Annotated in this window: 14 protein-coding genes; 3 read left to right on the top strand and 11 right to left on the bottom strand. The window is 58.3% G+C overall.

The window, feature by feature from the left end; all coding sequences use genetic code 11:
* Nucleotides 1-11 precede the first annotated feature (11 nt).
* From J8I82_RS05330 to J8I82_RS05305, 6 genes are all read right to left on the bottom strand, one after another.
* Complete coding sequence (locus J8I82_RS05330) at nt 12-983, bottom strand: tripartite tricarboxylate transporter substrate binding protein (RefSeq protein ID WP_209755095.1); 972 nt, start codon at nt 981-983, stop codon at nt 12-14.
* Nucleotides 984-1,299: 316 nt separating this feature from the next.
* The gene (locus tag J8I82_RS05325; RefSeq protein WP_209755093.1) at nt 1,300-2,067 is read right to left on the bottom strand and encodes a ParA family protein; all 768 of its coding nucleotides are present in this window, start codon (nt 2,065-2,067) and stop codon (nt 1,300-1,302) included.
* Between the two features lie 81 nt (nt 2,068-2,148).
* A complete protein-coding gene (locus J8I82_RS05320) occupies nt 2,149-2,577 on the bottom strand; it encodes a GNAT family N-acetyltransferase (RefSeq protein WP_209755091.1) in 429 nt (142 codons plus the stop codon).
* Between the two features lie 146 nt (nt 2,578-2,723).
* Nucleotides 2,724-3,095 (bottom strand): PHA-granule associated protein 4, encoded by a 372-nt coding sequence (locus J8I82_RS05315; protein ID WP_209755089.1) that lies wholly within the window; start codon nt 3,093-3,095, stop codon nt 2,724-2,726.
* A 148-nt stretch (nt 3,096-3,243) separates the two neighbouring features.
* Nucleotides 3,244-3,408 carry a hypothetical protein gene (locus J8I82_RS05310; RefSeq protein WP_209755087.1) on the bottom strand — a complete coding sequence of 55 codons (165 nt, stop codon included), beginning with the start codon at nt 3,406-3,408 and terminating at the stop codon, nt 3,244-3,246.
* A gap of 147 nt (nt 3,409-3,555) precedes the next feature.
* Nucleotides 3,556-4,026, bottom strand: a complete 471-nt coding sequence (locus J8I82_RS05305) for a hypothetical protein (protein WP_209755085.1) — start codon at nt 4,024-4,026, stop codon at nt 3,556-3,558.
* Between the two features lie 281 nt (nt 4,027-4,307).
* Here J8I82_RS05305 and J8I82_RS05300 point away from each other — a divergent pair, with 281 nt between their 5' ends.
* The 3 genes from J8I82_RS05300 to J8I82_RS05290 all read left to right on the top strand — a co-directional run bounded on the left by J8I82_RS05300 (nt 4,308) and on the right by J8I82_RS05290 (nt 6,094).
* A complete protein-coding gene (locus J8I82_RS05300) occupies nt 4,308-4,895 on the top strand; it encodes a hypothetical protein (RefSeq protein WP_209755084.1) in 588 nt (195 codons plus the stop codon).
* 551 nt (nt 4,896-5,446) lie between these two features.
* Entirely contained in the window at nt 5,447-5,752 is a 306-nt protein-coding gene (locus tag J8I82_RS05295) for a hypothetical protein (RefSeq protein WP_209755082.1), read from the top strand.
* A 24-nt stretch (nt 5,753-5,776) separates the two neighbouring features.
* Nucleotides 5,777-6,094 (top strand): hypothetical protein, encoded by a 318-nt coding sequence (locus tag J8I82_RS05290; protein WP_209755080.1) that lies wholly within the window; start codon nt 5,777-5,779, stop codon nt 6,092-6,094.
* A 200-nt stretch (nt 6,095-6,294) separates the two neighbouring features.
* Here J8I82_RS05290 and J8I82_RS05285 read toward each other — a convergent pair whose 3' ends face one another.
* The 5 genes from J8I82_RS05285 to J8I82_RS05265 all read right to left on the bottom strand — a co-directional run bounded on the left by J8I82_RS05285 (nt 6,295) and on the right by J8I82_RS05265 (nt 12,802).
* A complete protein-coding gene (locus J8I82_RS05285) occupies nt 6,295-6,567 on the bottom strand; it encodes a ribbon-helix-helix protein, CopG family (protein ID WP_336620890.1) in 273 nt (90 codons plus the stop codon).
* Nucleotides 6,568-6,947: 380 nt separating this feature from the next.
* Entirely contained in the window at nt 6,948-7,667 is a 720-nt protein-coding gene (locus tag J8I82_RS05280) for a DUF8453 domain-containing protein (protein WP_209755077.1), read from the bottom strand.
* A gap of 288 nt (nt 7,668-7,955) precedes the next feature.
* Complete coding sequence (locus J8I82_RS05275) at nt 7,956-8,648, bottom strand: hypothetical protein (RefSeq protein ID WP_209755075.1); 693 nt, start codon at nt 8,646-8,648, stop codon at nt 7,956-7,958.
* 94 nt (nt 8,649-8,742) lie between these two features.
* Nucleotides 8,743-10,737, bottom strand: a complete 1,995-nt coding sequence (locus J8I82_RS05270; RefSeq protein WP_209755073.1) for a UvrD-helicase domain-containing protein — start codon at nt 10,735-10,737, stop codon at nt 8,743-8,745.
* A complete protein-coding gene (locus J8I82_RS05265) occupies nt 10,730-12,802 on the bottom strand; it encodes an ATP-dependent nuclease (RefSeq protein WP_209755071.1) in 2,073 nt (690 codons plus the stop codon). Before J8I82_RS05265 ends, J8I82_RS05270 begins: the two co-directional genes overlap by 8 nt.

Raw genomic sequence — 12,802 nt, 5'->3', positions numbered from 1 at the left:
GTTGACTCGTTTTACTCCGCTTGCAGGTTTACCTCTTTGGCCAGGCGTTGCCAGAGCGCGAAGTCCTTCTTCACCTCGGCGTTGAATTCGTCCACCGGCTGCGCTACCGGCGTGGCAGCCTGTTCGGCCAGGATTTCCTTCATGTCCGGCGACATCACCACCGCATGGACCTCTTTCTGCATGCGCTCCAGCGCCGCCTTCGGGGTCTTGGCCGGCGCATACAGGCTGTACGAGGTGTAGACCTCGAAGTCCTTCATGCCGGACTCGATCATGGTCGGCACGTTGGGCAGCGCCGGCGTGCGCTGCGCGCCGGTGACCGCGAGGGGGCGCAGCTTCCCGGAGGTGATGAACGGCTTGGCGGTCAGCACGCTGGTGACGCCTACCGTGGTGACACCGCCGACCACATCGGTCATCAGCGGCGCGCCACCCTTGTAGGCGACGTTGACCATGTCCAGGTTCTGCGCCTTGTTGTACATCGCGCCGACCAGCCGGGTCATGTTCTCGGAGCTGCCATACGAGTACTTGTCCGGCTTCGCCTTGACATGGCGTGCGAACTCGACTGCGTTGGTGGCCGGGAACTCCGTCTGCGTGACGAACACCAGCGGCGACTTGGCCACCATCGTGACCCCGATCAGGTCGTTGAAGGTGTCATAAGGCATCTTCTTGTAGAGGATCGGATTCAGCAGGTGCGTATTGACCACCAGCACATAGGTATGGCCGTCAGGGGCCGACTTGGCGACGGCGTCGGTACCGATGATGCCGTTGGCGCCGGGTCTGTTCTCGACCACCACGGTCTGTTTCAGGCGCGGCGTCAGCCGCTCCGCCAGCCGGCGCGCGACGATATCGGTGCCGCCGCCAGGCGAGTACGGCACGACGATGCGGACGGTCTTGTCCGGGAATTCCGCTTGCGCAGTGCCAGGCAAGGCCAGCACGGCAAAGGTTAGCGATAGGCTGATCGCCGCGAGTCGAAGTGGGGCAGGCATGCTTGTCTCCTCTTTCCTGTCGAGGGGTGGAAAGTCCGGTGGGCCGGATCGTGAACCATATTGTCCGTAATTATTTTTTTGTCCGGACAATTCGTGGATTCAGAATAGACAGGCGGGCGAAAACAGGCAAGAAGGGGGAGCTCGGGGGTTACCCTAGGTCTGGGGCGCGGTGTGCACCGAAACCCGCATGCTTGTCTCCCGGCGCTTTTGCCGGGGTTCGGACGGGACCGTCAGCGCTGCTCCGGAATGCGTGAAGCGTGGACCCCATGGCACGGCGGCAGCCGCGCCATTTCCGGATACAGCGGTATGACGGCCTTCAGCCTGCCAGTTCCCGGTGCAGCGCCAGGTACTCCTGCGACAGCTTGTGCCGAGGGTCAAGGTGGATCATCGGCATGGCGTGCTGGTGCGATTCCCGGATCTTCACCGAGGCAGACAGCCGCGATTCAAGCACCGGCAATCCCTCGGTGACCAGCTCTTCGACCAGCTTTGCCGGCAAGCTCGCGCGCGGCTGAAACTGGTTGATGACGATGCCCTCGACCTCCAGCGCGTCGTTGTGGTCTTGCTGGATTTCCTTCACGTTGTCGAGCAGCGTGTACAGCGCTCGCCGCGAAAAATCATCGCAGTCGAACGGGATCAGGCAGCGCTCTACGGCAATCAGTGCCGAACGGGTATAGAAATTCAGGGCTGGTGGAGTATCGATGTAAATGGCGTCGTAGCTTGCCTCCAGCTCGATCAGGGCATCGCGCAGCTTGTAGATCTTGTAGCGGGATTCAAGCTTGCCATGCAGCGCGTCGAGGTCGGCATGCGCGGGCATCACGTCGAGATTCTCAAACGGCGTCGGATGGATAAAGGACGCCAGGTCCACCGGCTTGAAGCTGTAGGTCAGGGACGCCTCGAAGAAGTTTGCCGCGCTCGGACTTGCGTCGCCGGCGCGCGCGCCCATCAGGTATTGGGTCGAATTGCCTTGGGCATCCAGGTCAACCACCAAAGTGCGCAAACCTTCGCTGGCGCTGATCGCCGCGAGATTGCATACGATTGTTGACTTGCCAACCCCGCCTTTCTGATTGAATACGACGCGCCGCATTGCTTCCCCTGCGAAGACCGTTTTGAAGGCGAAAGGATACCTTAGCGAGGGAGGGCGCGGCCACGGCGGCGGTGACGATTTTCACAGCGCGATCTGCATCAGTGTCCCGGCTTCCACCTGGTCCCGGCGCATTGCCGCAGAGGCAAGGACCGCCGGAGCGAGTTCCGCGTAGCTGATGGGCGTAAAGCCCATGCGCTCGAAGTAGCCGGACGCATTGCTGGTTTGCAGCACGATCGATTCGACGCCATCGCGACGGACGTCTGCGACGATGGCGGAAATGAGGAGTTCGCCAAGGCCGGATGAGCGGGCGCGCGGTGCAACGGCAAGGCCTCTGAGGACGCCCGTGTTTTCATAACGCTCCAGCCCCGCGCAGCCGAGCAGGCCGGCGTTATCCCGGATTACCATGTATTCGCCGATCCGGTCCTGAACCCCCGCCACGGATAATGATGAGGCGTGCAGGAGTGCTTTAATGTCCGGCCAGTCCGCCTCGGTAGCATAGTGAGGACGCATAGCGGAAACCCTCGTGTAGTTCGTCCACTTATCCTACTTTCGAGGGGGCGTGCTGCCTGTAGGGATTGATCCTTAGGTGAATCTGCCTATCACCACATCAGGCCACCACGCCGGACTGCAGAGCGCAGTTTGTTTCGTGGCTATCGCTAGCGCCAGACGAGGGTAGTTTCCCCGAGCAAGTGGCCGGGCAAGATGTAGTCGCCATGCTCGATGGCAAGGGTCTCGAGTTCGCACAGGATCGCCTCAGGCAGCGCAACCATGTCGAACCTGCAATAGAGGTATCGCTGCCGGAAGGTCAGTTTCTTTTCACGCAGTCCGCGTGTCAGGGCGTCGGCAGATTCGACGCAGATATGCTCCACCGTCCGATACTGGACATCGACCCCCAGCTTCTGGCCCATTCGCCCGAGTTCGATCGCATCCTCCCACGCTGTCTCATAGTCCAGCTCGACAGTACCTTGCGCACAGGCGTTGATGTACGCCACGGCGCTGGCCCGGCTGCGTGCAATGAAGGCGCTCATCGGCAAGTCTCCGCGATGGAGTCATCGCGGGTGACTATACCTACGAGGCGGGGCATGATGCAAGCGCCTGCGATCCGCATGACGTGGCTATCGTTTGCCGGACACCCCGCCTGGAAACGGCATGGGACCAGCCATAGCGGTGTCGGTTTCAATTGAAGAGCAGGGCGCTGCCGATTATCAATACCGTCAACAGCGCTCCCAGCCACACCGCGTCGAGCGCGCTTGCGCGCCGCGCCGCACGGCAGGCCCCGGATTCGGACTTGTGAAATTCGGCCAGGCCGCCTGAGTAGAGTTTCTCCCAACGCATTTCCATCGTCAGCCTCCCTTGGTCCATGACTGCATTCTTCAGCGCAAACCAGGACTTGGCAACGAGGAGAAGGGATCAATGCGGCTAATCCTTTTGGCCGATAGCGGGGAAAACGATTGCGAGCATCCGGTTCGCCGGGATTCTCCAATATCCTCACTCCACCCAGCGAAGCTGCAGGTCATGAACCGCCTTGTCTCCGCTTCGAGGCGCCCTGGCGCGCCTGCGGAAAGCTTCGACTGCCTCGCGTACCCGTAGTGCTTCGCGCCGCGAAACCGCACCGGACCATATCGTCTCGCCCCGGCAGAACACCTGCACCGAATACTTTGGCGCATCCCATGCGTGCACGACCGGCGCATTGCCTTGTGCTAGTCCGGCAGGCGCCAGTTTCATTTTCAAGGGTGACTCGATCTTGTAGAGAATGGATTCCGCCGGCACCACACCACTGATATCCCTGCCTTCATAGTGCCCGACCAGGGAGACCTCTCGACTTTTAGCCGGCGCTAGCACGAGTCCGTTAAGCAGGAGATAGGATTTGCAGTACAGCAGAAACCGGTTTCGCAATTGCCATACGAAACAAGCCAATGCCGCCGCCACCAGGATGGCGGGAAAGAAGGTTGGTTCCATGTCTCCTCCCTTACCGCGCGCTATGTTTGCCGCTGCTCACTAGTCTAGGTGAACAAAACAGCCTGGTAAGGTCCTGTGGCTTCGCGCCCACAAGTTCAGGTCTGCAAAACTGCCTGACGATGGCGTGCCCAGCAAGTCATCGGAACCCCGCGAAAGCGAAGGCAACGTTGGTGCATGCGCGCGCTGCTGCCACCTCCGTGATTTGCCGCGCGCCTTGTACTTTGGCGCGGATGAACTAAACCTCACGTATCCGAAAGTTTCTCAGCGCCATGGAGCCGAGCATGCATTTCGCCAAGCTACTCGTAGCCTGCGCGCTGGCCGCAGCCAGCGGTGCAGCGCCAGCCCAGCCAGAATCCAGCGTGCATGTCGCGTCCGGCGTCGGGGCGATGATGGCAACCGAGACCGTCAAGACCACCGCGACCGTTGTGGCCATCGACAGTGCCACGCGCACGGTCTCGTTAAGGAACAAGCAAGGCAAGGTTACCGACCTGCAGGTCGGCGACGACGTCCGGAATTTCGACCAGGTCCGCATTGGCGACGTGGTGGCCGTCGAGTACAAGCGAGCGCTGTCCGTGAGCATGACCCGTCAGACCGGCATGCGATCTGCCATCGAGCGGGAAACGATCGAACGCGCGCCGCCAGGAGCCAAGCCCGGCGGCAGCATCGGCCGGGAGGTGACCGTGACTGCGGATGTCGTGAACGTCAACCGCAAGAGCGGCATGGTGACGCTCAAAGGCCCCAAAGGGAAAACGATCGACGTGCATGTCAGCGATCCGCAGCAACTCAAGGCCATCCGGCGCGGCGACCAGGTGCAGGCGGTCTATACCGAAGCGTTTGCTGTGTCGATGGCGCCGAAGGCGGGCCGCTGAAGGACGGGCGCCAGGGCGCTCAAGCCACCGCGAGGCGTGTCAGGGCTGGCATTCGTTTAACATAAGATAGATTATGCGAAACCAAGTTGTTAGGCCCAAATAGTAATGTCGTACTTGAGCCAAATAGAAATGTCGTACCCCCTTGCCAAGGCTGGCATGCTGGCGGCTTTAGTCCTCTAACGTAAACCTGTCCGGTAACTCTACGTAAAAGTGTCGTGCAATGATTGATGGGACACTTTTTATCTTTTCCGCACGGCTTTACGTCAAGAGTTCACCGACTCGCGCTCGAGGCGCGGCCTTCATCCTTCCCGAGCGGGAAGATTTGGGTGAAAAAGTCTGGGTCAAGCGGGCAAAACTTCCCGCTCGGGAAGAAAAACCATGGCTTGGCGGCCCTGGACGGCTCCGCCTTGGCCATCTCACTTTCAGTGGCAGCGCTCTGGCGACCGTGCGCAGTTCCCCCTGAGGTCACTTCGGCCAACATTTGACTCGGCCACTGAAATCCGCTTTACCATCACAGATGGGAACGAAATGGGTTGTCTTGGCCATCTGCTATGTCACTGCAACAGAAAATGCGACTCTTGTCGGCCTGGCTGCCGGCAGGGCTTCCGCACTTCGAAGCTGAGGTCGGCACCTACCTGCATCTCCAGGATGTCCCGTACGAGTTGGAGAACATCCTGGCTCGCTGGCTGCTGCTCCATCCTGAGCTCACAGACAGAGAGCTACCAACCTGCGTTCTGATCGAGGGTGGCAAGGGCTTAGCCATCAGCCGAGATGGATGGGAAAACTTCGTCTGCTGGCTCGTGGAAACACTTCGAACCAAGCTTGACGATATGGAGCAAGACCAGCCCACGCAATGAACCAACCAAGCAAGGAATTGACCTATGTTGCGGGTACGCATAGAACTGGTGCCGGATGGCGATGAGGAGGCAGTTAAGCTGCTCGCTGCCGTCGACATCAGCAATGACGGTAGCGGTACCCAAGCTACCGGGCACTACAGCGCCGTCTTGAAAGAAGCTTGGCGAGGTGCAGGAGACCAGCAAGCAATCTATACCACGGAAGCCAAAATTCACGATGTGGACCGCGAGATTATCAGACCTATCCAGTTGGTTAGCATCGCACTACAAGTGCTCGCCCCGATAAAGCGAACAACCGCCACATCGCTACTTTCGTGGGGAGAAATCGTCAGGGGGCCGGAGTAGACCCTCTTAACATATAGCGCGAATCGCCCCGGCCTAATTGTTGCCCCAATGCGCGTTGCCGATGGTTATGCAAAAAACGCATAAGAACCGTTATGTTCAAAAGATCCTTCTCCGACAGCTCCCAGCTGGGCCGGTTCTGACTGTGCCGTTGCTACCGCACGCCGCGACGAAAGTGCCTTTTGATGCATATCGATCGCCATTCACCATTCCGACCGCCGGTCCTCCTGGTATGCGAGGCTGTCGAACTTCTTGTCCTTCCACAGCCCGAACACATCAGCCTCAAGCGCCAGCTTTCGCTGCAAAATGTACGTCTTGAGGGCATCGCGGACGATAGCCGCCCGTGAACGATGGTCGGCCTCCGCTATTGCCGCTAATGCCTCAATCTGCGTATCAGGTAAGTTGACAAAGATTCGGCCCACATCTGTCTCCGATTGCGCAATCTGCACCATATACCACACGACAAGCGTATTCAAACTTGGCTCTCGCCCCGCTGCCGCGACGTTACCAGAGAGCTTCTCAACTTGTACGGTTGGTGCAACACCATCACTGGCGGAAGTCTGGGGCGCCAGATTTGCCGCATTTCGTACCTGGGCGGAGTACTCGGACCCTCACTGTGCCGGCTGGCTTGTCCTTGCTCGAATACCTGACAGATCACAAGTCGGCAGACAACGACCATACTAGCGCTTCTGTCAGCTCGGTGGCCAGATCGACGGGGAGAGTCGAATTGCGTTGGCTGTCCGCGCTTTCTTTACAATTCTGGCCCTTCCCTAGTTGCGAGAGTTGCCCAACGGTGACCTGCGGGGCCGAACTTTCGGAGTGGGCCGCGTCGGAGGCAGTGACGACGGGCTAGGTGTCAGAACTGGTTATCCATGGAGCCGTTTTGTCTGGCCGGGGCTGAGTCAGCAGCACCACTCGACGCATGCAATTGCTCTTCCAGCGATTGGCGTCGCCTTTCGGCTATGGCCTCTTGCTCGCGGCGGCGATCCGATGAAGAAAATGAATCGACCTTGAAGCGCGTGTGCCCGCGCGCAAACCGAGAAAAATCTTCTCGAAAATTCCGAATATCACCGGCCGCTTGAACAAGTGGGTCGTTGCCCAGTTGGCTAATGCCAATCTTGTCAGCTAGATTCAAGATGTAACAGTTCTCCTCTCGCAAAGCATCCGTCGGTGAGCGACGCCAACTGATCTTGACCGTGTACGCCTTGTCTTTTATCGCCGCGTAATCTGCGACATGGCTGGAAAGGCCTTGACTAGGTTTGAGTACGCTGATTCGTTGTAACGGAATGTCAAGGTCCCTGCGAGCTTCTCCGTTCTCCAGCGGGGGATCGAATTCAATTTCAATATCGTAGGCCGTGGCATTACCGGTGTTGTCGACGTTGAGATCGAAATGCCGAACTGACCAACGGTTCACGTCCAGCGTGGCCACCACGTGGGGCTGCGAGGTGGCTTCCGCCATCCGTTTTGTCTCTTTTGCCAAGACTGTAGTGACGCGCCAGAGAAAAAAGGTAGCTACTGCAGTGACCACGGCCCCTAGTGCCCCTACGAATGCGTAAATATCTGTCATTACCATCATTTATTTCCTTCAAGTTTTAGCCTGACTTGGCAACGACGAATGACTGCCAAAAGCACGTTTGACCTTGGGCCGCGGCGGAGCAGTCGGCAGTTCGCCGAGCTCATAATCTGCGGGCCACAGACTCCTCATGCAACGGAATTTCAAAGATTGGCCGGTTCGCGCCGCAGCAAACTTCATTTATAAGGCCTGCCCGCACATCGGGCTCCTGGACCAATGGGTAACGGTCGCGGACCTGGTCATCACTGACCTACCATATGGCGTCGTTTACGAAGGCAAGACCGCGCAGCGTCAGCTTTCATCAGTCGCCGGCGGGAGCCGTTCCAGGAGGGCCTGCTGGTACGAACTCACCCTGGGGCCGTCCTTCTGATCCCATTGGCAAATGACTGGATGGCCGTATTGGAACGTCTTGCCGATGTGTGCGGTCTTGTTGGCAACTACCATTTCTTGGCCCGTGTTGATGTGACGCACCCGGTCGCCTACCTGCAACTCCGCGGCGATCATTGCGTCAATTCTCTGGACGACACTCTCCGAGCGCCGACGGCCGGCATCCGTCAAGGCAACCTTCGCCCCACTGAACGCCGGTATGCTGAGGATCTGCCGCGAGCATAGACGATTGGCAATCGCCAGCAGTTCCGTGTCGCTAAACGGCAGTTGTGCGGCCTCGGCCGCTAGGTAGAGGTTCACTTCCCTCGCGTTGCTCTTTGCAATGCAATACAGCACCTGCGATTCCGCCTCGTTGAGCGGAGACTCTAAATGGGCTTTCCGCGCTCGTCCATCGGTGCGCGCAGCTTTGATGGAAGCGTAGATGGGTGTAACCATCCAGACAGCGATCTGCACGCCGAGGGCCATGACCAAGATGGGAGGCACCCATGTCCATCCGGAGGGCAACGGATCTATGTCGTTTGGCCAAAAGCGCCTACCTACCAGATAGCCGATTAACGCGATGAACACCGCGAACACCGGCGAGCGGCCCAGTTTCAAATGCTTGAGCAGATCCAGTATTGGCCCCACAGTAGCCCCCCTTCCCTATTTCTTTGAACTTAGTCAACTTTGTCTTGCCACGCGCAGTAGCGGGCTAGTTTTCGGAAGCACTGCAATCGACAATATGCCAATCCCTTCCCTGAAAAGCCTCTAGATCTCCCTTGCCCAGGGCATCGCGCCGCAACGCCAAACACAGCATATGGGAAGGGCGGGTCATGGCAACGTAGTGCAATTTCAGACGTTCCTGTAGCGTCGGAGTTTCTGCCGTATTGTCGCTCTTCCCTTTTGGCTTCTTTCCGGTAAGCCACGGTAGCAGTGCCTTCAGTTGGTGCGTCTTCTGAAAGGACTCAAGGACTAGCGTGGCGGTATGCGTCTCCCCTTTCACCCCGTGGATCGATGCGAGGCGAATCGAAACTTTTGGATTCTTGTCAGGGTACTGAAATTGATTGACGGTACGCTTCACTTCAACATTCTCTGGCACAGTCGATTCTTCTGTCCACGCGAGATACTGGAGGGCCGCCCCTTTGGTGATCGCCCCTCCAATGACCCCAGCGGCTAATGCAATCAACCTTGGGCGGATCGTGTCCTGCCATTGGTCCGCAGACACATGGCCTCGCTGTACGATGAAGGTATCCAGAATCGTCAGATAGCTCCGGCGATCCACGTCGCTGCTGAGTAGCGTAAGCAGGTGCCGATGAGCGGGGCGTACAGGCGGGATGGTGTGATCTGGACTTGAGAGTTCGATGAGCTTGAGCATCGCCTCCGCGCAACATCGCGTCATTGGATGAGTGCTTCGGGTTTCCTCCAGCTCCAGCCTTGCGCGCGCGAGAAACTGGAGGAACGATGCTGGTTTGGGCAGACGACCGGCGAGTTCGGGAAGGTAGTCAGGCGCATAGTGCCCCATGAACCGTGGCAGATGGTCGTCTTTATCAGACCGATGAACTCCAGCTACCGCTGTGAACTCGCCTCTCGCGAGCGCCTCGTGATCAAAGGATTTGAGCAAATGGCGCGCATACGCGGGAAGCACATCCAATACCGACGTGTCATCGAACAGAAAGAGCGTGTTCTTGCAGGTGGCGTGCTGAACTTTCGCTGGTGTTGGTCCCAGCCCAACAAGCGCTTGGGGCCGAACCCCCAGCGGCGCAGCCACCAAGGCAACCTCGTTCCCAAACCGAAAGCTATTCGGAAGATCAGCCTTTTCGGGTCCCGGAAAGCGATCGGTTACTGCACCACTGGCATCCGATGCATGATAGATTGCTTGGTTAGAATCTCCGAAGCGTTGACGAATCACAGGATTCTCGCCGTCCACAAACAGCCGGTGCAGAAATGCTGCTTGCAATTCGCAATTATCTTGGACTTCATCAATAAAAACGAAGGGAAAGCGACGACGGATCGTGTTAATGACATACGGATGACGGTCGTGCAATTCCGATGCCCAAATGAACATTTCATCAAAGCAATAGTACCCCGCCGCAGTCGACGCCCGGCATGCATCAAGCATGGCCTTGTATGTCGGGGTTGCACTGGAGTACTCTTCCTTCGGTCCTCCCGTGTAATCTGGTCTGGTGTACGTCATGGACCACCATCCCATATACTTTTTGCCGAGACCGAGTTGAATGTTCCGTGGGATCCGGCGCCACCGATCCTGCAGTGCAATTTCCGTATCGATCGCTTTGATGGGGAATCCCTTGGAACGCAGCCAAGGCACTGCCAGGAACTCGTTCACGAACGAATGAATGGTGCCAATGAAATGTGGGTGGCGCAGCAGGCGTACGCCCGCGCTTGATGCGCTCAAGCGATCACCAATTTCAGTCCTGGCGGCATTGGTATGCGATAAAACACAGATCCCATTGCGACTCGATGTCCATCGGTTGGCGAGAATTGCCAGTTTCGCGACCAGCAAGGTTGTCTTGCCGCTACCAGGACAGGCCTCGACATCGAGCGTGTCCAGGGACCGCATGACAGCAAGCCGGGGATCCGCTCTCCCCTCCGCCGAGAAGGCGTTATCTGGCAACCCCATGATGGCACATGCCCACGCGATTTCCGTATCGCTGATAAGGCTGAGGCTTGGCGCAATCGGTTCACGCATGTTCAGTCCCCAGTGTCCTCGCTGGGCAGTTCGCGTCGTCAAGCGCGTCGTCAGCCGCAGTGGCCTCGGGCGCCGATGTAGGTGGCGGTTCAAACGGCTCAGTCACATGGGCGATAGCATCCCGGATATATTGAGGAAGGCGCCAAAGCAAACGATCCCGCGCCTTCTCGTCCCTCCGCACGCCCGACTCCAATAGTTCCGCCAAATACTGCGCGGCAATCGCCTTCGACACGCCCCCGGATCGGGCGAAGGGCTCGTACACGTGCGAGCAACGTTCCTCTTGCGACAGGCCAGCGATCTTCTTGTAGGCATGCAAAGCCGTCCACATAACCCGAAATGGCGTTGTCTTTTTCTCGTTCAGCTTGTCATCGGCGTCGGCTAGCGCAGCCGCCAACCACAGTTCCTTCTCCAAGCCGAAGTACGCAAGATCGTACTCGAGCGTCCATTCGTCCGCCACGAATGTGCGAACGTGCTGCTCATGGGCTTTATCGCGGATCTTGCGCCGCCTCGACTCCAGCCCTCCCGGCGAGAAGTCGCTCTTTACCCTCCAGCGGCGCTTCGAACCCGGCAGCGCGGGTATGATCGCGCCCGCCTCGATCTTCCCCACAATTTGCGGCGCGCAATCGGGCATCACATCCATGTCGGTAATGCATGCGACGGGAACTTTTAGCTCGCGGTTAGCCTCTGTCCTCCGACGCATGAAGATTCGACCATAACGGCTAAGTCCGACACCTCCCACATTGACGACGGAAACTCCGAATCGTTCGAAATCACGTCCCACAAGCCTTGCGAGCGTCGGAAGCAGGATGTTTTCAGCATCCCCTTCGACGATGACAACCCCACGGGCGAAGAACAGGTTTGCCTTCGTCACATCAAGGAACCGTTGCAGGAAGCGGTAATCCGTTTTCTCAAGCTTCGTCTGACCCTCGCCCATCGGATAGGCTCGACCGTCCCGTACGAGTACGAGGTTATCCAGTTTCACGTGGGAAGCCAGATTCGGACTGTGAGTGGTAAGGATGACTTGAATTTGCTGGCCATCCGGCCGCTCCCGAGATGCCTGATTCGCGAGGAAGCCCATCAGCCGCAGCTGACGTTGCGGATGCAAATGAGCCTCCGGTTCCTCAATGATTAGCAGGGGAAAGCCATCCTCCTCCGTGCCCAGAAGCAGAAGTTCACAGGCCATAAACAGGACATTGTTCGAACCTAAGCCACGAGAGTGTGCGTCTTCCGACAGGTCGCTTGAGCCCAATGCGACTTCAAGCTTCTCGAGAAGCGTTCGCAACCGGGTACTGTCGTCTCGATGTCCGTTAATGCGGACGCGGGCATTCAGAATATCTCCGGAGAAGGACAGATGCCTGAGATAGTCGTCATTTAGCCGTTGGCGCGTCACTGTCACACCGCGCGACGTTTCGATCAGGTAGTTCGTGTAGTCGCCGACGCCTAACACGCTAAGATCTTCTGGCTTCAGCGTGTTGAGCGCCTGGACGTCAAAATCGACGCCGTCCTTGATCTCCTTTGTATGCTGCAGTATCTGGGATAGGCGCGACCCACGCCCTGCCGACATCGCGCGCTCGGCGTCACGCAACGGCCGTAGATAGGTCGCCTGAAGCTGGAAGCGGGCTTCCGAGTCCAGTGAGGGGCCGTCACCAATGGCTCCCGTCCGCCATTCAATCGGCAGGTATTTGCGCAATCCAGAGCCACCCTCCGTCCGCCGAGCAATCCATGTCACAATGAGATGCGGGTCGGCAAGGCCGTCTTCGTGGTAGGTCAGATACTCGGCAAATGCGGCTCTGTCGCTTGGCGTCAACGCCGAAAACGTGAGCTGAATTCTGATGTCCTTGGCACGCTCCCCAAGGGGCGACTGATGAAAATCGGTGCTATCCAGTCTCAGCGACTCCTGGTCACGCGTGCCAATCACCAGACGCAGCGCGTCGATGATGGCCGTCTTCCCGGCGTCATTTTCCCCGACTAGGGCTGTAAGGCCGGGATTCAGCGACAGCTCAAAGGCTTCATTGCCTGCGCCAAACCGACGAAAATTCTCGATATGGATCTTGGAGATATACAC

This window comes from Cupriavidus consociatus, from assembly GCF_017814975.1.
Taxonomy (GTDB): domain Bacteria; phylum Pseudomonadota; class Gammaproteobacteria; order Burkholderiales; family Burkholderiaceae; genus Cupriavidus; species Cupriavidus consociatus.
Note: the sequence above shows the minus strand (reverse complement) of the source record. Positions and strands in the feature narration are given on the sequence as shown.